The organism is Streptomyces sp. NPDC107517, from assembly GCF_055582645.1.
Genome location: NZ_JBVJPM010000029.1, coordinates 70,643 through 92,767 on the forward strand (window position 1 = coordinate 70,643; position 22,125 = coordinate 92,767).

Sequence of the window (22,125 nt, forward strand, 5' to 3'; positions counted from 1 at the left end):
GCGTTGATCCTACGGTCGTCACCATGTGCCGATGCCGTAGAGCTGGCGCGGGCTGTTCGGGTAGCTCTCCAGGACAGCGAGTTCCAGGAGCCGGTCCCGCAGTTTGTGCCGGGTCTCTTCCCATTCCGGCAGTCCAGCGAGATTGCGCTGTTCGTCCGGGTCGCTTTCGAGGTCGAACAGCTGCTCGCCGCCTCCGGCGAAGTAGGTGGTGTAGCGGAACCGGGCGGTGCGGATGGTCCGTGCCCAGCTGCGCGGCGTTGCTTCCCAGTGGTTGTTGTTGCTCTGGATGTACACGGCGTCGCGCCAGTCGGCGGCCGCGTCGTCGCGTTCTCTCCGGCACAGCGGGAGCAGGGACTGACCGGCGAACAGCGGGATCTGCTCGGGACAGCGTGGGCGTCCGAGATCCGGACGCGGCAGCAGCGGGGGCTCAAGACCTGCCAGGTCGAACACGGTCGGCGCGATGTCCACCAAGTCGACCAGTTCGTCACGGACGCCGGGAGACAGTCCGGGGCCGTGCACGATCAGCGGTACCCGGATGCAGGTGTCGTAGTGCCGCTCCCACTTGCCCAGCAGGCCGTGGTCGTGCAGCAGTTCGCCGTGGTCGGCGGTGAAGACGACGTAGGTGTTGTCCAGCCTGCCGGTCTCGGCCAGGCAGTCGAGCAGTCTGCCGATCTCATCGTCCAAGTGGGCGCAGTCGGCGAAGTAGAGGGTGCGGTCGCGTTTCCAGTCGCGGGTGTCGTAACTGGGCCGGTCGTAGCGTTCCTGGGCGAAGTAGGGCAGGCGCTCGCCGCCGGACCACTCCGCGGGCACCGGTTCGGGTACGCGGTCGGCGTGCACTCGTGGCACGTACTCGGCCGGCGGTGTGAACGGATTGTGCGGCTGGACGTAACTGACCTGGGCGAACAGCGAGGAGTCCCGCGGGGTTTCGCGTATGAAGTCGCAGGCCCGGTCCGTGATCCAGGCGGTCTGCGAGACCTCGGCCGGGAACGGCAGCGTGTACGCCTCTTCCGCGGCCTCGGGAAAGCGCTGCTTGGCCTTCTCGATCTCGGCGACCAGGTCGGTGTGGTCGGGGCCGTAGTCCTTCAGCTCGGGGATCATGGTCATCCACACGGTGGCCTGCGCGGCCTCGTAGTGCTCGGGGTGGTGGTCGCGGACCCAGTCCAGCCACTCCCCCGCCCTGGCGTCTTCCGTGACGTGTGTGACGTCGAAGCCGTACGGGTGGTAGTCCGGGTGAACGCCGGCGATCGAGGGCTCCAGGTGCAGCTTGCCGAACAGACCGGTGCGCCATCCCTCCTGTTGCAGTGCCCGCATGAAGGTCGGGAGGTTCGGGTCCAGGGTGTAGCCGCACTCGGTGACGCCGTGGCCCTGGCTGGTCAGGCCGGTGGCGACGCTCGCCCGGGCCGGGCTGCACACCGGGTTGGGCGTGAACGCGTTGGTGAACCGCACCCCGCTGTCCGCGAGGCGGCGAAGGTTCGGCAGGTCGACGACGCCTTCCCATCCCTGCTCGAGCCAGCGGGCGGCGAGCTGGTCGACCATCACCAGCACGATGTCGGGCTGCATTACACGCTCTCCTTGTGGAATTCGGTGTTGCTGGCCGCGGGGTGCGACCGGGGCGTGCTGACGGCGAGGGTGCACGCCACCATGATCAGGGCGAGTACGGACACGTAGGCGGCGATCGACCAGGAGTGGCCGGAGGCTTCGAGCAGCAGGGAGGCCACCGTCGGGGCCAGTGCGCCGCCGAGCACGGTGGCGGTCTGGAAGCCGAGCGAGATGCCGCTGTAGCGCACCTTCGCCGGGAACAGCTCGCAGAACAGGGATGCCTGCACGCCGTAGGGCAGTCCGCCGATGAAGTTGGCGAGGGAACAGGCGACGAACACCATCGCCACCGAGCGCGTGTCCAGCATGGCGAACAGCAGGAACGGTGCCGGGATCAGCAGCAGGCCGCAGGCGAGGTAGGTGCGACGGCGGCCGATGCGGTCGGAGAGCCGGCCCGCGATCAGCATGCCGGCGAGGTAGAACACGGCGCTGACCAGGTTCGCGTTGATTGCCACCGATCGCGGCAAGTGCAGCTGGTCGACGACGTAGGAGATGACGTACACCCCGAGCAGGAAGCCGAACGCGGCGATGGCGGTGTACAACCCGATGGCAAGTCCGATCCTGCCGGAGTGCCTGCGCATGGTCTCCCACAGCGGAGCCCGGTCCGACTCGTCGTCCGTGCGCACCTCCCGGAACTCGGGAGACTCGTCGATCCGCCGACGCACGATCACGCCGACGCCGACCAGAACGACGCTGGCCAGGAAGGGGATCCGCCAGCCCCAGGCGAGCAACTGTTCGGTGGTGAGGCAGGCCAGCAGCGTGGTGGCGGTGAGGGCGGAGAGGATGAGGCCGAAGCCGCTACCGGTCTGCACGAGGCTGCCGTACCAGCCGCGGCGGTGCGGCGGTGCGCTCTCCACCATCAGGCTGACCGCGCCTCCCCACTCGCCGCCGATGCCCAGGCCCTGACAGAACCGCAAGAACGTCAGCAGGATCGGCGCCCAGACACCCGCGGTGGCGTAGGTGGGCAGCATGCCCATCAAGAACGTGGCGCCACCCATGATGCCCAGGCTCCACATCAGCATCGGCTTGCGGCCCAGCCGGTCGCCGAAGTGCCCGAACACGGCGGCCCCGAGGGGGCGGGAGACGAATCCGACCGCGAAGGTCGCAAACGCCAGCACCGTACCGACGACAGGATCGGAGGCCGGGAAGAAGATCTTGTTGAACACCAGCGCGGTCAGGGTGCCGTAGATCGCGAAGTCGTAGAACTCGATCGTGTTGCCCACAATGCACGCCGCGATGAGCTTGCGCGGGACTCTCTGAGGGGGTGGCCCCGTGGCGACAACAGCGGTCACACCAGCCTCCATTTCGGTAGACGTCTAGACGACTTGCTCCTTGTGTTGAGTCATCGTCAGCGCGACCACGGGGGCTGTCAAGGGTGGTTAGAGCACGGAAGGAAGGCTGGAGCCGACACGACAGGCGCCGACCTTGCCGCGAGACACCCGCCGGAGACGTGCGGATGCGGCGTGCGGCCGAACCCTGGCGCGGCGGCACACTCGTCCACGCTTGACAGCCCCTGAGCTTCCGTCCACTATGACGAGTCGTCTAGACGTCTTTGACTCTGCGAAGCCGCTACACCCCAGGATCGATCGCCTTCGGGCCTGGCCCGCGAACACCAAGGTCGTACGTCTCCGTCCCCCGGCAACCTGTCTGTATCCGGCCGTCGGCGAAATCAGTGCCGACAGCAACTGGGTGGCTACGCGGAGCCGAAGCCGTCTCAACGAAGATCAGGGAGCAATGCGATGGGTGCGTGCTATGCGGCGACCCACGTGCCCTCCGGGGCGGGGGCCGCCTCGATCCAGCGCCTCTTGACGCCGGTCCGGGGAGCCCCGCTGCCGGGGCGCCCTTCGTATCTGCGCCATGACGCACGGCGATGGTCGCCCACCCGCATGGAAGTGCACCAATGGTGAAGGCCCCGGCCGGCGAACCGGTCGGGGCCTTCACCCGATGCAGGATGCGCACCATCCCCGCGGCGTCCCTATCGGGCCGTGCCGAAGTCCTGAGTCCAGTAGCTGCCGGGCTGCGCGAGGCCGATGCCGATCTCCTTGAACGAGCAGTCGAGAATGTTGCGCTTGTGGCCCGGGCTGGACATCCAGGCCGCCATGACCTTCTCGGGTGTGGAGTAGCCGTAGGCGACGTTCTCACCGTAGGAGCTCCAGCTGTAACCGGCACGTGTGATCCGGTCATCGGGTGACGACCCGTCGGAACCCGTGTGGGAGATGTTCCGGTGGGTTGCCATGTCCTTGCTGTGGTCCTGAGCGGCCTCGGTCAGCTTCGCGTTCATCGTCAGCGGAGAGCATCCGGCCTTGCTGCGCTCGTTGTTGACGAGCGCCAGTACGCGAGCCGTGCCCCCGGGTGCCGGTGCGGTCGTAGCAGGTGCGCTGGGAGAGGCGGTGATCTGTGGTGCCCTGAGAGGCGCGGTGGTCTGTCGCGCGCCGGGAGCGGCGGTGGTCTCTCGTGCCCTGGGAGACGTGGTGGTCTCTCGTGCCCTGGGAGACGTGGTGGTCTCTCGTGCCCTGGGAGACGTGGTGGTCTCTCGCGCGCTCGGAGTCGCAGCGGGGCTCTTCGACGCTCGCGCAGTCGGACTATGGCTCCAGGACGAGTCCGTCCACCGCTGGTGGGAACTCACGTTCTCCCTGTGGCCGGAGGGGCGGCCGCCCGCATCACCCTGAGTGCCCAGGCAAGCCATGGCGGCGGAGGGCACACCTACAGCTCCTACGGCGATGACAGCGATGACTATCGGCCGACGGGACGACTTCCTGCGGTGCTTCCTCATACATGACCTCGTTCGGTGATCGCGGAGCGCCCCCAGGGATCCGGCTCTGCCCAGTTCCTGCACCTGGGCAGGCCGCGGAGACACCTTGCGGCCGACATTCTTGGAACTGCTGTCGGGGTGCGGCAACAAGCGGCACTACTACCTCGGCTCGTAGCCATGCACGGCCCTTGAAACGGCCGCACAGGCGTGCTGGTCCGGCTCCCGGGCCGACGAAGAAGTCCGTTGGTCCGTCAGAAGCCGTTGCTCGCTGCCTGAACCGGCGAAAGCGTTGAGTGGGTCGAACACCACTCGATCCGGCTCGGAGTATTCATGCATCTAGCCGGATAAAACGCACTATGCCGCAAAGCCTCGATCTACTATTCGACTACCTGAAAGCCAAAAGGCTGTGTGGCCGATATCACGGGATGACGAGTGCGCCGGCCTCGCCAAGCCGCCGGTGGTGCAGGCGCCGGCTTCGGTCTTCCGCCTCCCTCAGGCCGTAGCTACCGCCGGTGGGGCCGAAGGCAGCGTGCGGCTCGCCGCAACGCGATTGCCGACCGCGCGAACTTCGCGGCGTCCACGACGGCCGCGCTGCGCAGGTCGTTGGAGAAGCACCAACGCCAACTGGAACATCACCGACAGTGGCTGTCCGAACCTGCCGAAGATCGGTGCGGTGAAGGTGACATGGTCCCGCAGCCTGCCCGCCACCCCTACCTCCGTCACTGGCCATGCGTGCGTGACGCGAAAGGTGCCCTGGCTGAGGGATTACGTGACCGCTGACACCCGGGCGCCCCGCACCGTCCGAGCCCTCGCCCCGCGCACACCGGTGCCCCAATTCCCCTCTCCGACAAGGCGATCGCCGACACCGGCCAGGCCCTCGGCGGACATTCACGTCTACTGCAAGGCCTCAGACACCCTTGCGCTCCGCTCATGGCAGTCCCGGTCCCTTCCCGGCCGTCGAGCGCCCCGGCCGGGGACAGGGCACTGGCCCAAGCCTGCAGACGATTCACCGGCGAGCTGATCCGTAGCCGGCAGGCACCAAGTCGGGCCCTGCGGGTGCCGATAAATCATCCGTCCAGGTCGCGGCTTGATCGCCGCTCTTCAGCCGTGCCCCTTCTCGCGTCAGAGCCATGGCCAGTGCTGGGCATCGACGGCATCATGATCTGTCGTGCTGCTGCGCCTGGCTTATCTCGCCGCGACCAACGCCTTCGCGTTACTGCGGCTGCTGCCGATGAGTGACCGAGATAAAGACATCGAGATCCTGGCGCTACGGCACCAACTGCTGGTCCTGCAACGCCAGGTCGGCAAGCCCGCGTTCACCGACACCGACCGCGCTGTCCTCGCCGGCCTGCTCCACCACCTCCCGATGGCCAAGCTGCGCCACCTCCTGCTGCTGGTACGCCCGGACACGATCTTGCGCTGGCACCGCAACCTACTCAAACGCCGCCACGCCGCGACCTGTGTGCCGAAGCGTCGCGGACGCCCGCCCACCGTCCGCTCGATTCGCGCACTGGTGCTGCGCCTGGCACGCGAGAACAGCTCGTGGGGCTACCGCAGAATCCACGGCGAGCTGGCGGCTTTGGGCATCAAGGTCGCCGCCTCCACCGTATGGGAAATCCTCCGCGAGCACGGCATCCCTCCCGCGCCCGAACGGCAGAGCACCACTTGGGCCGACTTCCTGCACGGTCAGGCCGAGGCGCTGCTCGCCTGCGATCTGTTCGAGACCCGCACCCTGACCGGGGCGCGCCTGTACGTCTTCACGGTCATTGAACACTCCACCCGGCACGTCCGGATCCTGGGCGCAACCGCACACCCGACGGCGCAGTGGATCGTGCAGCTCGGACGCAACCTGGTCATGGACCTGGAGGACGCGAGCAGCCGGGCCAGATTCCTGATTCGCGACCGAGACTCGAAGTTCACGGCCGCCTTCGACGCCTTACTGGCCGACGCCGGGCTGAAGGTCGTCACCACCGGCATCCAGATACCGCGCATGAACTCCCTCATGGAGCGCTGGATACAGACCTGCCGACGCGAGCTCTTGGACCGCACCTTGATCTGGAACCAGAGCCACCTCCTGCACGCGCTCCGCGAGTTCGAGACCTTCTACAACAGGCATCGACCGCACCGAACGCTGAAACAAGCCGCACCGCTACGCCGACTACCCGAACCAATCAACGTGCCAGCCCACCTCAAGCACCTCGACGTCCGGCGACGAGACCGACTCGGCGGAAACCTGCACGAGTACCAACACGCCGCCTGAGCAGGCCGGATGATTAATCGGCACCCGCAATCCTCGGCGGAGTCATCAACCAGTACCAGTACGCCGCTTGACCTGCGGCGATGACTTGTCGAGCGCCACAGGATGAACTCCACCATGGAGCGCTGGATACAGACCTGCCGGCACGAGCTCCTCGACCGCACCCTGATCTGGAACCAGAGCCACCTCCTCCACGCGCTCCGCGAGTTCGAGACCTTCTACAACAGGCACCGGCCGCAGCAGCAGGCCGCACCCCTTCGCCCACTACCCGAACCGATCAACCTGCCAGCGCACCTCACACAGCTGGAAGTCCGCCGACGAGACCGACTCGGCGGAACCCTCCACGAGTACCAACATGCCGCTTGACCAGGCCGGATGATTAATCGGCACCCGCAGAGCTCCTGGACCGCACGTTGATCTGGAACCAGAGCCATCTCCTCCACGTGCTCCGCGAGTTCGAGAACTTCTACAACGGCCATCGCCCACATCGAGCCCTGGGCCAAGCCGCACCGCTCCGACCACGCCCCCGACCGATCAACGAACCAGCGCACGACAGACACCTGGACGTCCGCCGACGAGACCGACTCGGCGGAACCCTCCACGAGTACCAACATGACGCCTGAACAGGCCGGATGATTTATCGGCACCCGCAGACCGCCCGCGGCCGAGTCTTCGGCATCCTCAACGACGACGAGCGGCGCCAGCACATGCTCCCTGCCGCCCCGTGATCAGAGCTGCTTGGGCTCGACCGTCCGGTCATCGGTGGACACCAGATAGTCATCCGGGTCAAGGTCCATCGCCTTCCGCTGCGGCGAGGCCCAGTAGAGGGCGTTGCGCTCGGCGAACGACTCGGGACCCTCGTAGGCAATCAGCCACACGAACTGATTCCGCTCCCGGTCAACCCAGGCTCCACCGATCTCAAAGCCCAACTCCAGACGCAGCGGCACGATTTCGTCCCTCCACCGCGTTACCCACCCATCGAGGAAACCCTCCTTGACCGTGTAGGTGCGCAGCTGTGTGGTCCTGGGCATGCAGGCTCCTCCAATTCGTCGACAACGGCATGCTAAGCCGACGGTGATCAGCGATCAGAGTTCACAGAGAACCGGCTTCCGCTCAATCTCGTACGGGACAGTCACGGTTTGTGCGTTCCTCGCCACGTCCAACCCGAGGCAAGCACGACCTCCTGCAACGGGTCCCTCAGATCGTTCGAGTCGAAGCGGAAGTCGTCAACGCGCTGGCGGCGACCGTCCGGGCCCTTCTTGTAGCTTCCGCGCCAGGACTTCACTCGGGTGCGAGGCCCCTTGCCGTGCCCGCGTGCTACGACACGCGTGGGCGGGTCGCCGGCGCGCGTCGTCTCGCGGACATCAGCGCAGACCCGCACCTCGTGGGCCCCACCGTCCAGACGCATACGGAACTTGAACGTCCGCTCCACCTGTCGGCGTCCCATCCCGCTGCCCCAGCCCGGCTCGAGCATGTGCCACTCTGCCACCACGTCGGCCTTCTCCTCCGCGAGCGCGGTGCGTACGCGGTAGGGCTTGTCCGGGCCATTGAGCGCGAACAGGGCCGCCTCCACGTGGGAGCGCGCCAACGGCTCGGCACCCTCGTCCGGGTATCGGGTTCCCGTCCGCCAATCGCGAAAGCGGCCCATTGCTAGTTTCCTTCCGAGGTACTCGGTCGCACGGTGCGTACGAAGTCCTGGAACTCCTCGAGGACTTCGTGAAGCTGTTCGGTGGTGGCGGTCAGTGCTAGCTTGATCACCGCATACTTGTGCGGATCAACGGTGTCGGCAAGGGGCAGGTACACCTGGACCTGGGCGAGCTCGCGGAGTTCGTCGTTAACGGCGGCTGTCAGGAGAAAACGCTGCACGAGGGCGGGTGCGTCGTCGGGACCGACCTCGCGGCGGTTCACCAGTTGCACAGACTCAGCGGCCTGCTCAAGGCGCTCCACGGACGCGTCGGCAAGGTCCGACAGTGATACGTCGTCGGGCGGAATCTCTCCATCGATGGTGATGTTGGCGGCGAATCCGGCATCGGGGTGGGGATGCAGGGCCGCGAAGGCCACGCCGAAGGTGTCGATGGTCTCAGGTGAGGCCGGGGCCCAGCCGTCAGGCAGCTGGAACTCGACTGCCACCGGAAGTAGCTTGGGCAACTCAGTTTCTCCTCTCATCGGGCTGGTCAGTCGAGCCAGCCGGCGACGGTGTCCTTGGTCGATTTGAGGCCGTGGCCCACTGAGTCCACGGCGCCACCAAGCCCGACCGCATCGGCCGCACTGTCGACGGTCTTACCAAACTTGCTCGGGTCGAAGGTGATCTCGGTTCCTGCTCCTGCACCCACGGCTACGGCTGCGAAACCGCCGGTGCTCAGTTTCCACACACCGTGCTCGTCTTTCTTGACGCCGAATTTGGCCTCGACGCCCGCGCCGGCGCCGACCTCGAAGTTCCCGCCGATACCGATCCCGGCCGCCTCGACGCCGCCGCCGATCGAGGCCTTCGCACCGTAGAAGGCCTTGGCGCTGACACCGACCTCGTCCTTGTTCACCTTGCCCGAGATTCCGGCTTCGGCGCCGGCGAAGCCGTCGCCGCGCAGATAGACACCGCCGTAGTCCCCGTACTCGGCCCGTCCTTCCATCAGTGCTCGTGCGCCTGCGGACACCTCGGCCTTGCCCGAGATGCCCTTGTCACTGAAGCCGTAGTTCGCGCCGGAGCGAACACCGGCGTAGGCGTCGCCGATCCCGGAGAGTTTCCAGTCGCCATTGGTCAGCGAGCCCTTTCCGGTCATGTGGACGAGATCGAAAGCCGCCTTGACCGAGCCCTCCTTGCCGTACTTGGGATCTGCCGAGGCGCTGAAGGACGGGGACCACCAGTCCAGCTTGAAGTCTCCGTCGCCCTTCCATCCGCCGGACTTCGTGCCACCCTTGCCTGTGGCCTTGTAGTCCGTGAGGTGTTCCTTGGCGTCTCCGTTGAAGCCCTCGAGTGTCCCGTCGTTCCAGTTGGAGTCGATGACCACCGCGTTGAGTGCCGTCTGGACGGAGTGGTCGGTCTTCTCTGCGTCCTTGACGATCTGGTCGAGGTGGTCCTGCCACGCTGTGACAGCAGTACTCACGGATTCCTGGTACGAGGGGTCGTGATGGAGGGCGTTGCGTTCCCCTTCGGTGAGATCGGTGGTGTCGAAGGACACCACGCCCTCGTCGGAGACCGCCATGCGGGCCTTGATGGCGTCCGCGCGGGCGGACTTGAGTCTCTTGCGCACCTCGCTGAACTGGTGGTGTGCGTCCCGCAGCAGGGAGGCGACCGCTTTGGCTTCCGTCTGGGCTTTCTGGAATTCCTTCAGCGTGATGTCGAACCGTCGGTTGGCGGCATCCGCGCTCAGGCCCGTCCAGGTCTGCCCCATGGATATGCCGTGAACATCGCGGTCGTAGGCGACTTCCTGTTTATGGAACTCCTTCGCCATCCCGTCCCAACGGTCCGCGGCCGTGGTGAGTGTGGACAGGTCGACGGTCATGATGTCGTGGTACGTCGGCATGGTTCCCCCGTGGTCCTGCTGTGGCGTCCTGCTGGTCGAAGTGACGTTCAGGAATGGGCTCCTGCCCATCTGCGTCAGAAGCCGTCCAGCGCCGAGAGAGAGCGCGTACGAGCACCTACCTCGCCATCGGTGCCCTGCAGAGTGTTGTTGGCGCCCCGCAATGCCGTCTTTTCCGATGCGAGGCGGTTCAACAGGTTGTGAACCTGCTCGCCCCAGGTCTTGTGGGCCTTCTTCAACGCCCCTGACGTGAACCATCCATCGCGGAACTCCTTGACAGCCGCACCGGTGTCGACGTCCGCCCAGTCGCCTGCTTTACCGGTATCCGGCTGGATGTGCTCTTCAATGGCCCGTGCGGCGGCCTTCTTCTCCGCCGGACTCGACGCCAGGTCTTCCTGGCCGCCGCCAGCAGGCCGCGCGTCCTCGGGAAGGTGGTTCAGCCGCATACCGACCATGTTTTCCGGCCCGCTGCGTGGCGTGTGTTGTTCCCCGGTCGTATCCATCATGGAATCTCGCCCCCGCTCGATCCTCGCCCTGTCACGGCGTGCCCGTGTGGTTGGTGTCCTGGTACGGCCATGGCTGCCCTTGCCCCGACTGCGTGCCGGAGGGAGACGGCTGCGTCCACCCCTGCTGCGGCATCGGAGGCAGCGGTGCGGTCAATGCCTCGCGGCGGCGCTTGCGGCTGCGCAGGGCGACGGCCCCGCCACCAGCTCCGACCAACACAAGCCCGCCCGCTCCTGCCAAGATCCACGGCAGTGCGCTCGACTCGTCATCGGAAGTCTCTGCGGAGGGGGCCGTCGAGGCACCCGCGGACGGCGCAGCGGTTGCACCTCCCTGTGCCGCCGCCGAGGCCCCGTCTTTGTAGTCGGGCAACGGGTACTCGTCGGCCTGGCCTGGGGCCCCGGGCTCGGTGAGTGCGATCCGGGGACGCACGGCGCCGTACCCGATGGAGTCGGTTCGCTTCTTCCCGCTCACGGCTCCGCTCGCAGTGTTCAGCATGACCCGTAGGACCTGGTTGTTCGTCCAGTCCGAATGCTTCGACCAGATCAACGCCGCGGAGGCGGAAGCGAGCGCGGTGGCGTCACTCGTACCGTGAGAGTCGCACAGCTCGCTGCCGCCCTTGCAGGCGGCGACCATGTCCGCACCGGGTGCGACCAGGTCGACCTGCGGGCCGTGCTGGGACTCCTTGGTCGCCTTGACGTTCTTGTCGATCGCACCGACGCCAACCACTCCAGGTGTCCCTGCCGGGTACTCCACCCGATTCGTTCCAGCACCGGTGTTGCCCACGGACGCGAAGACCAGCTTGTTCTTCGACAGCGCGTAGGCGACCGCGTCGTCCAGCTTCTTGGCATGGTCCTCACTGCCCAGCGAGATATTGATGATCTGGGCATCGGAGTCCGCGGCGTACCGAATGGCCTTGGACATATAGGTGGGGTAGTCGTCCGGGTTGCCGTCCATGCGGCTCTTCTCGATGAAGTCCGGTACCCGGATCGGAAGGATCTTGGCCCCGGGAGCCAGCCCATACGAGCCCTGCGTGCCGCTCTTCGCGCCGGTGGCCGCGATCAGTACGGCCATGCGGGTGCCGTGCCCGTCGTAATCCGAGTGCTCGTCGCCAGGGTGTCGGGAGTAGTCCTTGCCCGGCAGTACCTGTCCACGCAGGTCTGCGAGATCGGGATCGACACCCGAATCGATAACCGCCACCGTGACGCCCTTGCCGGTGCTGGTCTTCCACATCTGCTCGGCGCGCATGGCGTCGAGATACCACTGCTGATCCCGGACGCTCTCGGCGTGGGCGGGTGTCACGACGACGCCCGCGAGCACGACGCCGGACAGGGCCGACGCCAGCCGGAGCCTGCGGACCTGCTTGGAACGGGAACCCATCGTCATCCTTCGTTGTCGCGCCGAGTCGTCGGTGGCAGGCCTGGCAGCCGCAGCGGAGGCTGTGGTAGCTCGGTCTGATCCGTCTCTGCTTCCTCACGCACAGGCCGCTCGTCACGCGAGCGCTCCTCCGGAGCAGGCCGAGCGCCATCCTTACGTGCCGTCTGCGAGGAACCTCCAGCGGGTCCACCACTCTGCAACTGGGCTGTACGGCTCTCCGTTCCGCGTACGGGACCCGCCGCTCTGGTCGTGGTCGGCGGGTTCCGGCGCGTCTTCGAGGGCTGCGGCTGTCCACCGACGACACCATCGGAGTGCGCGGGCATCCGTGCACCGGCCACGCCGCTCTCACGTCCCGAGCCAGGCACAGCGCCGCGGCTCGGTGTTGCTCCGGCGCGTGCCCCCTCGGGGGCACCACCGCGGACTCCTGGTGCTTGCTGAGTCGGGGAACCGCCGACCACCGTGCCCCGCGGAATCGCACCCGCCGCACGGCCTGTCTGCGGTGCAACCGGACGCCCACCTGCAATCCCGTTGGACGGACGCCCCGGGCTCGCACCACCTGGTCCTGGTACAGGCGACGCGGAGCCGCTCGGCGTGCCCGTCACCCCGGGAACTCCACGCCCCGGCAAAACCGCCCGCGACGCGCCGGGGGAACCAGGGGCGCGTGGGGCCGTCGGTGTGCCCAACGGTCCGCGGAGACCGTTGGCAGCAGAGACACGGCCGCCGCTCACTCCGCGCTGCGGAGCACCGGATCGGCCTGTGCCTCCGAACGCCGGCGGTGACGTACCCGGGACCGGCGGCCCGACGCCTGAGGTGCCGCCCGGCAACGCGGACGGCGGCGACGCGGAGGGTGTCGCAGTCGGAGCTGTGGGAGACGGGAGCGTGCCGAGCCTATCGAGGGCGGTGCTCGCCCCGCCCGGGGACAGATCCGGAACTGTTCTTGACGGAACGGCAGTTGTGATTGTGTGGCGGTCTCCTGCGGCCAGTGCGGCACCACGCGCCGCTTCGCCAACTGCTGCAGCCCCTACTGCAGCAACGCCTACTCCACTCGCCACAGCCGCCGTCCCAGTGCCCGATGCATCATCGGAAGACGTGCCCGGGCCGTGGGTGAGATCGTCGCGGCTCTCTGGCACGAACTGTTTGGGAAGTTCCGGGAACTTCGGGGCCTTCAGCGCATCGATCTGCTCCGTTGACGCCGTGTACGACTGTGCCAGCTTGATCATCAACTGGGCGGCTTCAGTACGGTCGTTGTCGTACTGCGATTTGGCCGACTTCACGGAGGAGTCCGGCGGACCGCCATCGTGGTTGCCGACATCCGTCGCCTTGGCCGCGTGCGCGTCCAGGATCGAGCGCGCCGAGGCGCTGGAGTTCTTCAGAATCTCCAGCTGTGGCTTGACCTCGTGCAGCGTGTCCGCCGCATGCGCCATCCACTTCCCGGCGGACTCGCTGTAGTCGCCCAGCCCCAGGGTCGCTAGCGCAGCCTGGTGGACCCATTTACGGAACGCCTCGCCGCCCTCTCCGTCCCACTCCACCGCCGTGCTGTGCGTCTTGAGGTCGTCGCCGATGCTCTTGATCGTCTTTGCCGCCGCCGTCAACAGCACGCCGAGATCCGCAGGCTTCGAGCCGTCCGCTGGCTCGACCATCGCCCACAGTTCCTCAGGGGTGTGCACGGCGAAGCGGTACTGCTTGACCATGCCCCACATGCGCGATCCCAGGCCGTCGCTCATGCTCCGCCCTCGTCTTTGCGTCCCTTGAACAGAGTGATCTCTGCTGCAGCAGTTACGGCATCAGTCGCCCGCCGCATCACAGTCCGCCCGCTTCCGTGTCCGTCGCCTGGGGGCTCGGCTCACCGCGCTCTTCGCCGCCCGAACCGCCCTTGCCCAAAGCCTGCTTGGCATCCGGACCTCCGCCGACCAGGGCATCGACACCAATGCGGATGCGGTTCAGTCGTGCGCGTACGTCCTCGTCCAGGTTGTCGTAGCCGGTCTTCGACGCGTCCACGGTGACGACCAACGCCTCGATCTGGAGCGCCAGCATCTTGGACAGGTTCTCCAGCTGAGTGTGCACGTGCGTGTAGGAGGAGTGCAGGAGATCCGCCTCGTCGAACGCCCCCAGGCGGCCCGCCCCGAGCGTTCCACCGGCGATCTTCGACGGCGCCGCGTGCGACTTCTCCAAGTCCCGCAGCAAGGTGTCGACGCGGCGTTTGAACGCCGTCAGCGTCTCTCCCTCGACCCGCATCGCCTGCGCCACAGACGCACCGCCGGCCCCCAGAACCGACGCAGCCAAACTCCCCGCCGCCGCGCCGATCCCGGCCACTGTCGGCTGCGGCGCATCCCCCGTGCCGTCCGACACGATCTGTCCCTCCCCGTAGAGCCCGCCCCTCGGCATACGTCCCAGTCCCGCCGAGGTGCTTCATGATGTTCCCATCTGTAACAGATGCAACCTGAGCACGATATCCGGGCCCTACATCCCCTGCAGAGCCCCCACGGGTTCAAACACGCGCAGTGGCCGAAAGCGGCTGACATCTCAAGCTTCAGGAAGTCCAGGAACCACCAACACGAGACAGCACGGCCTACGCGATTCCGCAGGCCAGCTGTGTGACAGAGGGCTATGAACGCCGCTCTGGGTAGCCACATCCCTCGCACTCACCGACACGGTCAGCGCTGGCGTCCGACGCCATTTGGCGGCTTCTCACCATTCGTGGAACAACTCGTCGTTCCCACTGAACTTGCAGTCCGTAACCGCTGGCTCCTCGCACTGGCTGGCCGCCCTACGGGCATCAACACGACGAAACCGCGAAAGGCCTACGACCAGCTGGCTCGTCCGCATCTCTCACTGGGGTGCCTGCTTGCCGTCAGGTGTGGCCCAGGCGATAGATGCGAGCCCGTGCAACGCTGACAAGGCCCGGCAACCGCTACAGATTGCCGGGCCTCCGTGCATTCGTCAGTCGACGAGGTAGTGCGCTTCGCTGTAGGCGACGGTGGAGTAATGCGGCTCCCCCACCGGCTTCAACATGTACCGGCGGAAGACCGCAACGGTGGCGCGGCGGGCGCCTCGGTTGCGATGGCGCGCGCAATCCGGAGTGCTTCAGACAGGAACTCAAGCGCGTCCTGGGAGTTCTGGATGATCCGGTCCCGTAACACCTGATCCGCTCCGCCAGAGTGGTGTCCTTCGCGGACTCCGGTGGGCGGCCTTGATGTGGTCCAGGATCTCCGTCGCGGACGGCGGCGTCTCGTCCTCGCCGTCGTCCTAGGCAGGCTTGGGGCGGACGAGAGCCAGCAGCTCCTTGAAGATGGCGATGCCTTGGGCGTCCAGGACGAGCGTTTCCTCCTGAGAAGCGACCACGGAGAAGGAAGACGTGGGCGTTGATGATCTCCAGGACCATCGGCCCCAGCCCACCCCGTCGCTCCTTCCGCTCCTCGTCGGAGGACTTCTTGAACAGCGGCGTGTCCACGGATCCGAACAGTCCGAAGGCAGCCCTGTCTCCGTCCGGACCCTCACTGCCTGCCCCGACGAACCGCTCTATGCCGATCCCACCAGCCGCGACTGCTCCGCCTCCCGAACCTCCTCCGCCGCCGAGGCCCGCACAGCGTGCGCATCCCTGGTCCTCCTCGGGCAAGCCGCGGGATCCGGCATGCTCCTCGACCATCCGACCGAACTCGCCGACGTCGTACGAGCCGTGGAGAAGATCTACGCCAACCGCGACCACCTCCGCCAGCACCCGCCCACTCACCCGGTTTCACCCGCACGCTGACCAAGGACACCCACATGCCCCGAGCTCCGTTCCAGGTCCTCGTCGTCCCCTTCCGCCACGTCGGCGACCAGCTCGAATTCGCCGTCCTTCGACGCGAGGACCTGAACGTGTGGCAGGCCGTGGCGGGCGGCGGCGAGGACAACGAAACCCCCGAACAGGCCGCACTGCGCGAAGCCACCGAGGAACTCGGCCTCCACCACCCCGCACCCGTCTATCCGCTGCAGACCACGGCCAGCGTCCCGGCGCGCTTCTTCGCCGACCGCATCCACTGGTCGGCCGGAACCTACGTCGTCCCGGAATACTCCTTCGGCATCGACCTCACCGGCATCGAGCCCGAGATCTCCTACGAACACACCGCCCTGGAGTGGCGCGACCACAACGCCGCGCAGGAATTGCTGCGCTTCGACAGCAACCGGACGGCTCTCGGCGAACTCCACGAACGTCTCCTGGCCTCCGACCTCCCCCACCCGATCAAGAGTGATCGCCCATGACTGCCCCTGACCCCGCCTCGGCAGGACCACGTCGCACGGCGATACTCGGCCCGGGCTACGTCGGCCTCCCCCTGGCCATCCGGGCCGCGGACGCCGGCCACCGCGTCGCAGGATTCGACACAGACGATATGCGGATGAAACGGCTACGGGCCGCGTAATCCCCTCCCCGGACATCCCCGACAGTCAGGTCGCCGCCGCCCTGACGAACGGCACCTACACCCCAACCGCGCACGCGGAGGACCTGGCCGGGTTCGACGTCGCGGTCATCGCGGTGCCGACCCCGCTCCGCGACGGTGCACCGGACCTTTCGGCCATCGAACATGCCGCTCGACGGTGAACTGGCCGGACTTGGACACCCAATCGCGACATCCACCGTCTGGGAAATCCTTACCCCAGCAGGGTTCGACCCGGCCCCGCCTCCACACCTACGACGGAGCTCAGGGCACGGACGTGGCGATGTTGCTGCGACGCCATCGGCGCCCGGGTGGTGCCCATCCTGCCTGGCGTCCCCCGGATGAACGCCGTTGCCGAGCGCTGGGTCGGATCATGCCGACGCGAGGCCACCGACCGCATCCTGATCACGAGCGAACGACACCTATGCCTCGTCGTCGACGAGTACGCCCACCACCACAACGATCATCGCCCCCATCGATCACTCGGACAGCGATCTCCAAACAGTCTCCACGCACCCCCACGACCCGCCGAAGACGAGCAGACCGCATGATCCGGCATGACCGACTCGGAGGGCTAATCCATGAATACACGCAGGTCGCATAGGGGGTGACATGGGTTGTCGACACCCACAGGTTGGAGCATCTGCGATGCGCAACCGATCGCAGCGTTGGTGCGTGAGAAGGGAACGAGAGACTGTCCATCGTTGGGCAGATAGGGAGGCCTGAGGTGTCGCTTCGCGACGACGATCCGACCGAAGTGGGCGGATACAAACTGGAAGGGCGCCTCGGCGCGGGCGGAATGGGCGTGGTGTACCTAGCTCGCTCGCCGCGAGGAACCCCGGTTGCGTTGAAGGTCGTTAGGCGCGAGTGGGCCGAAGACAATGAGTTCCGGGCGAGGTTCGAGCTTGAGGTGGCCGCCGCGAGGATGGTTCACAGCCGGTACACCGCACCCGTCGTCGATGCCAGCCCTCGAAGTCCGGAACCCTGGATGGCTACGCTCTACGTGCCGGGCCGAAGCCTCGACGCGCAAGTGTCAGAGAACGGCCCCCTGAGTACGGTGGATCTGACCGAACTGGCTGGCGCGCTCGCCCAGGCACTCGTTGACATCCACCGCGCCGGGGTGATCCACCGCGACCTCAAGCCCGGCAATGTTCTGCTCACCGAGGATGGGCCCCGGGTCATTGACTTTGGTGTGGCCCGAGCGACTGACGGCTGGGGACTCACTGAGACCGGGCACATCGTGGGTACGCCAGCCTTCATGGCACCAGAGCAGCTACAGGCCTCCCGTACCGTCGGACCAGAAGCGGATGTCTTCGCCTTGGGCTGTGTCCTGACCTTTGCAGCGACGGGATACGGACCGTTTAGGGCATACGGAGCCTTCGGTGTCGCCTATCAGGTGGTCCATGAGGAGCCTGACCTGACGGGTGTGCCAGACGGTCTACGCGACCTGGTGACCGACTGTCTGGCCAAGGAGCCTACGATCCGTCCGACGCCTGCATTGATACTGAGCCGGCTCGCCACGCCGTCGACTCCACCTCTGACAGCAGCGCGACGGAGGGCATCTGCCTTGTTGACACGGCCGAAGTGGGCCGGTCTCAACAAAGTGGCGAGGTGGCGTGTACCTGCCTGGCTGGCTGCCTCAGCTGTCCTGGCTGCCGTGCCGCTGACGCTGGTCACAGCAGATGCGGATAACGAGCACCAATCCACCTCATCAGAAGCGGAACGTCCCCACATCGTGCTGGCAAACCCGCAACCCTGGGTCTCGAACGTACGTAGCTCAGCCGGAACTGGAGAGCAGTGCGTGTCCAGCGATCCCGCCTCGCAGATCCGAGCATTCTTATACTGCCTGGCCGGCAGCCGAATTCTCGGCATCGAGACTTATCACGGTGAGGCCGTATGGGAGCACGTCGACGGTGATGACGAGGGACGCGCTTCGCTGCTTGGTGTCCGAGGGAAAGACCTCTTCTACGCCACGACAGAAGAAGGCCAGCAGGTCCTACGGGCCTTGGACGTCAAGACTGGAAGAACCCTTTGGACACGGAGAACCACGGGCCATCCGTCGCAAGTCGTTCTGTCTCGCGATAGCTTCCTTTTCATCTACAGTGCCCGAATCGAAGGCTTCGACTCAGCGGCCCGGAAGCCACTCTGGCGACGGTCTGTCACCGGACAGGCGTCTGTTGCGACTCTTGGGGACAAGACTTACCTGATCACGAGCAGACAGCAGCACACAGAGGTCAGTGCACTGAATCTCGCCACAGGTGCGAACGAAACACCCATTGTCCTGGAAGGGAAACTGCATCTCCTGGCAGCGGCGAACGGCCTTGTCGCCTTCGCTGACCAGAGTCCCGCCGACGGGAATCCCACCTCTTTGCTGGTCCTCGACACCATGACCAACACAACGTCTCACCTGCCCCTTCGCGGTTTCAAAGCCAGGCTGGCCCTGAGTCCGGACACGGCCCTCGTCTCCTATGAGGACGGCCACATCTCGGCAATCAACATCCACACCAGCAAAGAGCGCTGGAGTACCTCTCGACGGGGCTCCAAGGTTGTCGAACTGGCATATACCGAGCGGCAGTTCCTCGTAATGACCGCCGATGGGAACGTGACCGCATTCAGCGCCAGCAGCGGAGACCAACTGAACGTCTACCACCCGCGTGTCAACACGTCAGAGAAGGGGACCTTTCACCATCCAGGAATCATTCGAAACAACAGCGATCTGTACGCCCTCACGCCAGACGGTCTGCTGTACACATTGCCAGTCAACTCTTCCTAAGGGCTGTCCCGTAAATGGGATCCGTGGTGGGAGGTTCAGAGAAAGGCCAGCGGGACCTCCTTCTCGATGCAGAGTCGCAGGACGCCCGCGAGCTGGCGGGCGTCCGCGATGTGCTCCTGGAGGAGTTGGCCGCCGCCCGCTTGGGCCCACTGATCGGTGATCGCCTCCAACCGGGGCAGGACCACCGCGCAGTCGGCAGGCGAGAGGTCCTCACCGCCGACGTCCGGATGATCGAGGAGTGGCTCCAGAACGGTGGACACCTCGCTCCACGGGCGCTCGCCGCCGAAGCCCGACATCTCGGAGAGGACGAACCCCTCGGCCTCGGCCAGACACCGCCGAAACGCGGCGAAGCCGCTGTAGGACCAGGAGACATCCGGACTGCCGTTGTCTCCATCGCCCGGGAAAAGAACCAGTCCCATGTGTCCTCCTGCTTGCCGACCACACAGGATCGAGGACACGGGGCAGCCTCGGCAACTGGGATGATCTTGGTGTGGCTGGTGTGATCACGGCGTCAGAACCGTCCTGGATAGCCCCGTTCACCGGGCTGAGCCCGCGCGCCTTCGGGAAGCTGGTGACGGTGCTGCGCCGCCAGGGCGCGGACGCGGTCCGCAAGGGCCGGCCGTGGAGCCTTCCACTGGAGGACCGGGCACTGCTGATCGCGGCGTACTGGCGCACGAACTTGACCATGCGGCAGCTCGCGCCGCTGTTCGGGGTGTCGAAGTCGGCGGCGGACCGCATCATCAACCACCTCGGGCCGATGCTCGCGCTCCAGCCCCGCAAGCGGTTCGCCAAGGACGCCGTGCTCATTGTGGACGGCACCCTGGTCCCCACCCGGGATCACACCATCGCGGAGCGGTCGAAGAACTACCGGTACTCCACCAACCACCAGGTCGTCATCGACGCCGACACCCGCTTGGTCGTCGTGGTCGGCCGGCCGCTCGCCGGGAACCGCAACGACTGCAAGGCATGGGAGGAATCCGGCGCCAAGGCCGCCGTCGGCAAGACCACCACGATCGCCGACGGCGGCTACCCGGGAACCGGACTCGTCATCCCGCACCGCCGCGAACGCGGCCAGACCACACTCCCGGACTGGAAAGAAGAACACAACAAGTCCCACAAGCAGGTTCGGGCCCGCGTCGAGCACGTCTTCGCCCGCATGAAGACCTGGAAGATCCTCCGTGACTGCCGCCTCAAAGGCGACGGCGTTCACCACGCCATGCTCGGCATCGCCCGGATGCACAACCTCGCCCTCGCCGGATAGGCGAGCGGCCCACACGGCAGGCCCGCCATGCCCGAGGCAACTCAAAGATCATTTACGGGACAGCCCTTAGCGAGGAATGACCATGGCAGTCGGGGGTTGGTGTTGATGCGGTCAATGCCTCGCTCGGTGGCGTCGGCGACATCGGCGAGGTGGTCGCCGGCGAGGTTGGCCAGTTCAGATGTCACCCGATCGTGCAGCAGACCCCTTCTTCAGCGAGGACCACAGCAGTTCCACCGGGTTCAGCTGGGGAGCGTAGGCGGGTAAACGTTCCAGGGTGAGCCAGTCCTGTTCGGCGACCCAGACCCTCATCGCCCGGCTCCAGTGAGCGGACAAGCCGTCCCAGACCAGAACTACTCGCTCGCCGAGGTAGAACACCTTCATCTGCTCCAGGAGCTCGATGAGCCCCGCGGTGTCGTAGCTGCCAGGCTTGAGGTGGCAGCACAGGCGGGCCCCGCGATCGGGGTCGGCGGCGTGGTAACCCAAGGCGCCGGCCATCGACGCGCGCTTCCAGTTCAGGCGGTGCCGCAGGAGCGGAGTCCGCCCTCGGGGCGAGTAGGTGCGGCGGATCTGAGGGAGCAGGGACACGCCTGATTCGTCGAGGAACACGATCCAGGCACGTGTGTTCACCGCCCCTATTTGATCCGCGGCCACTCGTGCGCGATCCAGCGGCCGATCTCCGACTCGTTCCGCTCGACGGCCCGCCGTTCGGACCGTTGCAGACTCCATCCGAGCCGGCCGGTCACCAGCCGCCACACTGACGCCCGCGACAACTCCACCCCCGTTGCCCGGGTGACGACCACACCGACTCGTTCCAGAGTCCACAGGTCGGCCTCGAAACCATGAACCTGGGCGCCTTGCTCCAACGCGGCCCGGACCGTCTCGACCTGGGTGTCGTCCAGCTTGGGCGGACGTCCGGTGACAGCCCGTCGCCGCAGAGCCGAAGCACCGCCTTGCTCCCACACCCGCCGCCAACGCCGCACACTCTCGGCACACACGCCCACGGCCTTCGCGATCTCCGCATTCGAGACGCCGTCCTCGAACAACACGACTGCCCGAACACGACGCGCCTCGGCCAACTGAGGCCGCAACAAAGGAGGTAGGGAGGAATCAGCAACCGAAGGGGAAGGTTGATAAGCCACCCCGACAGCCTCCCACCCACACGGCCACCACACCCACTGAACTTACGAAAAGATCAGTAGTGGGCCGCTTCGAGCACTACTCGAAAGTCTTCCTGAACCGTTCCGGGTTCGATCGAGACTCTAGATCTTGACTGTGACCTGGGGTTTTGTGGTCTCGCTGTAGTAGTTGGTCTCGTATTCGACGGGTGGGATGTGCCCGATTTCACCGTGCAGTCGGCGGTGGCAGTACCAGTCGACCCACTCGGCGGTGGCCAGCTCGACTTCGGAGAGGGTCTTCCAGGGGCGGCGGGGCTTGATCAGCTCAGTTTTGAACAGGCCGATCGTGGATTCCATCAGGGAGTTGTCGTAGGCGTCGCCGACTGAGCCGATCGACGCGGCGATGCCTGCTCGGTCGAGGTGCTCGGCGAGTGCGAACGATGTGTACTGCGACCCGGCATCGCTGTGATGTATCAACTTGCCTTTCTGGTAGGGGTGTTGGTCGCGGTCGCGCTGCCACAGGGCCATCTCGAGAGCATCCAGGACGAGCCGGGTTTCCT

General features: G+C 66.2%; 21 protein-coding genes and 2 pseudogenes. 9 read left to right on the forward strand and 14 right to left on the reverse strand.

From position 1 onward, the window contains the following. Positions 1 to 18: 18 nt before the first annotated feature. The 3 genes from ACZ67T_RS38775 to ACZ67T_RS38785 form a co-directional block, all read right to left on the reverse strand. Positions 19 to 1,560: a sulfatase family protein gene (locus ACZ67T_RS38775; protein ID WP_469990745.1), complete on the reverse strand. Its 1,542-nt coding sequence runs from the start codon at positions 1,558 to 1,560 to the stop codon at positions 19 to 21. Further along, complete coding sequence (locus ACZ67T_RS38780; protein WP_469990746.1) at positions 1,560 to 2,888, reverse strand: MFS transporter; 1,329 nt, start codon at positions 2,886 to 2,888, stop codon at positions 1,560 to 1,562. The genes ACZ67T_RS38775 and ACZ67T_RS38780 overlap by 1 nt, the downstream gene beginning before the upstream one ends. A gap of 683 nt (positions 2,889 to 3,571) precedes the next feature. After that, positions 3,572 to 4,369, reverse strand: a complete 798-nt coding sequence (locus ACZ67T_RS38785; protein ID WP_469990748.1) for a CAP domain-containing protein — start codon at positions 4,367 to 4,369, stop codon at positions 3,572 to 3,574. A gap of 1,147 nt (positions 4,370 to 5,516) precedes the next feature. Between ACZ67T_RS38785 and ACZ67T_RS38790 the strand changes: the two genes are divergently transcribed. The 3 genes and pseudogenes from ACZ67T_RS38790 to ACZ67T_RS38800 all read left to right on the forward strand — a co-directional run. Next, on the forward strand, positions 5,517 to 6,608 hold the full coding sequence (locus tag ACZ67T_RS38790; protein ID WP_469990750.1) for an integrase core domain-containing protein: 1,092 nt from the start codon (positions 5,517 to 5,519) through the stop codon (positions 6,606 to 6,608). Between the two features lie 99 nt (positions 6,609 to 6,707). Next, positions 6,708 to 6,971 (forward strand): annotated as a pseudogene (locus tag ACZ67T_RS38795) (integrase); the annotation flags it as partial. A gap of 29 nt (positions 6,972 to 7,000) precedes the next feature. Continuing rightward, positions 7,001 to 7,228 (forward strand): annotated as a pseudogene (locus tag ACZ67T_RS38800) (integrase); the annotation flags it as partial. Positions 7,229 to 7,333: 105 nt separating this feature from the next. Here the strand turns inward: ACZ67T_RS38800 and ACZ67T_RS38805 are convergent. The 7 genes from ACZ67T_RS38805 to ACZ67T_RS38835 all read right to left on the reverse strand — a co-directional run bounded on the left by ACZ67T_RS38805 (position 7,334) and on the right by ACZ67T_RS38835 (position 14,350). Continuing rightward, the gene (locus tag ACZ67T_RS38805; RefSeq protein WP_469990752.1) at positions 7,334 to 7,636 is read right to left on the reverse strand and encodes an NIPSNAP family protein; all 303 of its coding nucleotides are present in this window, start codon (positions 7,634 to 7,636) and stop codon (positions 7,334 to 7,336) included. A 101-nt stretch (positions 7,637 to 7,737) separates the two neighbouring features. Then, positions 7,738 to 8,193 carry a hypothetical protein gene (locus ACZ67T_RS38810; RefSeq protein ID WP_469990754.1) on the reverse strand — a complete coding sequence of 152 codons (456 nt, stop codon included), beginning with the start codon at positions 8,191 to 8,193 and terminating at the stop codon, positions 7,738 to 7,740. 62 nt (positions 8,194 to 8,255) lie between these two features. Beyond that, complete coding sequence (locus tag ACZ67T_RS38815; protein ID WP_469990756.1) at positions 8,256 to 8,735, reverse strand: hypothetical protein; 480 nt, start codon at positions 8,733 to 8,735, stop codon at positions 8,256 to 8,258. Between the two features lie 44 nt (positions 8,736 to 8,779). After that, positions 8,780 to 10,126, reverse strand: coding sequence for a WXG100 family type VII secretion target (locus tag ACZ67T_RS38820; RefSeq protein ID WP_469990758.1), 1,347 nt, complete (start codon positions 10,124 to 10,126; stop codon positions 8,780 to 8,782). A gap of 74 nt (positions 10,127 to 10,200) precedes the next feature. Continuing rightward, positions 10,201 to 10,629: a hypothetical protein gene (locus ACZ67T_RS38825; protein ID WP_469990760.1), complete on the reverse strand. Its 429-nt coding sequence runs from the start codon at positions 10,627 to 10,629 to the stop codon at positions 10,201 to 10,203. A gap of 31 nt (positions 10,630 to 10,660) precedes the next feature. After that, positions 10,661 to 12,004 carry a type VII secretion-associated serine protease mycosin gene (mycP, locus tag ACZ67T_RS38830; RefSeq protein ID WP_469990762.1) on the reverse strand — a complete coding sequence of 448 codons (1,344 nt, stop codon included), beginning with the start codon at positions 12,002 to 12,004 and terminating at the stop codon, positions 10,661 to 10,663. Between the two features lie 1,797 nt (positions 12,005 to 13,801). Continuing rightward, entirely contained in the window at positions 13,802 to 14,350 is a 549-nt protein-coding gene (locus ACZ67T_RS38835) for a hypothetical protein (RefSeq protein WP_469990764.1), read from the reverse strand. A gap of 1,006 nt (positions 14,351 to 15,356) precedes the next feature. Between ACZ67T_RS38835 and ACZ67T_RS38840 the strand changes: the two genes are divergently transcribed. The 5 genes from ACZ67T_RS38840 to ACZ67T_RS38860 all read left to right on the forward strand — a co-directional run bounded on the left by ACZ67T_RS38840 (position 15,357) and on the right by ACZ67T_RS38860 (position 19,189). After that, positions 15,357 to 15,752 carry a hypothetical protein gene (locus tag ACZ67T_RS38840; protein ID WP_469990765.1) on the forward strand — a complete coding sequence of 132 codons (396 nt, stop codon included), beginning with the start codon at positions 15,357 to 15,359 and terminating at the stop codon, positions 15,750 to 15,752. A gap of 14 nt (positions 15,753 to 15,766) precedes the next feature. Beyond that, entirely contained in the window at positions 15,767 to 16,243 is a 477-nt protein-coding gene (locus tag ACZ67T_RS38845; RefSeq protein WP_469990767.1) for an NUDIX hydrolase, read from the forward strand. Further along, complete coding sequence (locus tag ACZ67T_RS38850) at positions 16,240 to 16,401, forward strand: hypothetical protein (RefSeq protein WP_469990769.1); 162 nt, start codon at positions 16,240 to 16,242, stop codon at positions 16,399 to 16,401. Before ACZ67T_RS38845 ends, ACZ67T_RS38850 begins: the two co-directional genes overlap by 4 nt. A 356-nt stretch (positions 16,402 to 16,757) precedes the next feature. Further along, positions 16,758 to 16,967 carry an integrase core domain-containing protein gene (locus ACZ67T_RS38855; protein ID WP_469990771.1) on the forward strand — a complete coding sequence of 70 codons (210 nt, stop codon included), beginning with the start codon at positions 16,758 to 16,760 and terminating at the stop codon, positions 16,965 to 16,967. 176 nt (positions 16,968 to 17,143) lie between these two features. Continuing rightward, complete coding sequence (locus tag ACZ67T_RS38860; protein WP_469990773.1) at positions 17,144 to 19,189, forward strand: protein kinase domain-containing protein; 2,046 nt, start codon at positions 17,144 to 17,146, stop codon at positions 19,187 to 19,189. Positions 19,190 to 19,224: 35 nt separating this feature from the next. On the opposite strand, the gene ACZ67T_RS38865 is transcribed toward ACZ67T_RS38860, so the two are convergent. Further along, positions 19,225 to 19,608: a hypothetical protein gene (locus tag ACZ67T_RS38865; RefSeq protein ID WP_469990775.1), complete on the reverse strand. Its 384-nt coding sequence runs from the start codon at positions 19,606 to 19,608 to the stop codon at positions 19,225 to 19,227. A 71-nt stretch (positions 19,609 to 19,679) separates the two neighbouring features. Between ACZ67T_RS38865 and ACZ67T_RS38870 the strand changes: the two genes are divergently transcribed. Next, positions 19,680 to 20,450, forward strand: a complete 771-nt coding sequence (locus tag ACZ67T_RS38870; protein ID WP_469990777.1) for a transposase — start codon at positions 19,680 to 19,682, stop codon at positions 20,448 to 20,450. Between the two features lie 174 nt (positions 20,451 to 20,624). Here the strand turns inward: ACZ67T_RS38870 and ACZ67T_RS38875 are convergent, their stop codons facing one another. The 3 genes from ACZ67T_RS38875 to ACZ67T_RS38885 form a co-directional block, all read right to left on the reverse strand. Continuing rightward, complete coding sequence (locus ACZ67T_RS38875; protein ID WP_469990779.1) at positions 20,625 to 21,077, reverse strand: IS630 family transposase; 453 nt, start codon at positions 21,075 to 21,077, stop codon at positions 20,625 to 20,627. Between the two features lie 5 nt (positions 21,078 to 21,082). Next, positions 21,083 to 21,622 (reverse strand): winged helix-turn-helix domain-containing protein, encoded by a 540-nt coding sequence (locus ACZ67T_RS38880; RefSeq protein ID WP_469990781.1) that lies wholly within the window; start codon positions 21,620 to 21,622, stop codon positions 21,083 to 21,085. A gap of 87 nt (positions 21,623 to 21,709) precedes the next feature. After that, on the reverse strand, positions 21,710 to 22,125 hold a 416-nt coding region (locus tag ACZ67T_RS38885; protein ID WP_469990783.1), incomplete at its 5' end, for an integrase core domain-containing protein.

Excerpts from the sequence above, each read along its gene's own strand:
- ACZ67T_RS38775 (WP_469990745.1), bottom strand. The coding sequence starts at position 1,560 with ATGCAGCCCGACATCGTGCTGGTGATGGTCGACCAGCTCGCCGCCCGC.
- ACZ67T_RS38785 (WP_469990748.1), bottom strand. The coding sequence starts at position 4,369 with ATGAGGAAGCACCGCAGGAAGTCGTCCCGTCGGCCGATAGTCATCGCT.
- ACZ67T_RS38855 (WP_469990771.1), top strand. The coding sequence starts at position 16,758 with ATGAACGCCGTTGCCGAGCGCTGGGTCGGATCATGCCGACGCGAGGCC.
- ACZ67T_RS38825 (WP_469990760.1), bottom strand. The coding sequence starts at position 10,629 with ATGATGGATACGACCGGGGAACAACACACGCCACGCAGCGGGCCGGAA.
- ACZ67T_RS38820 (WP_469990758.1), bottom strand. The coding sequence starts at position 10,126 with ATGCCGACGTACCACGACATCATGACCGTCGACCTGTCCACACTCACC.
- ACZ67T_RS38865 (WP_469990775.1), bottom strand. The coding sequence starts at position 19,608 with ATGGGACTGGTTCTTTTCCCGGGCGATGGAGACAACGGCAGTCCGGAT.
- mycP (WP_469990762.1), bottom strand. The coding sequence starts at position 12,004 with ATGGGTTCCCGTTCCAAGCAGGTCCGCAGGCTCCGGCTGGCGTCGGCC.
- ACZ67T_RS38845 (WP_469990767.1), top strand. The coding sequence starts at position 15,767 with ATGCCCCGAGCTCCGTTCCAGGTCCTCGTCGTCCCCTTCCGCCACGTC.
- ACZ67T_RS38850 (WP_469990769.1), top strand. The coding sequence starts at position 16,240 with ATGACTGCCCCTGACCCCGCCTCGGCAGGACCACGTCGCACGGCGATA.
- ACZ67T_RS38805 (WP_469990752.1), bottom strand. The coding sequence starts at position 7,636 with ATGCCCAGGACCACACAGCTGCGCACCTACACGGTCAAGGAGGGTTTC.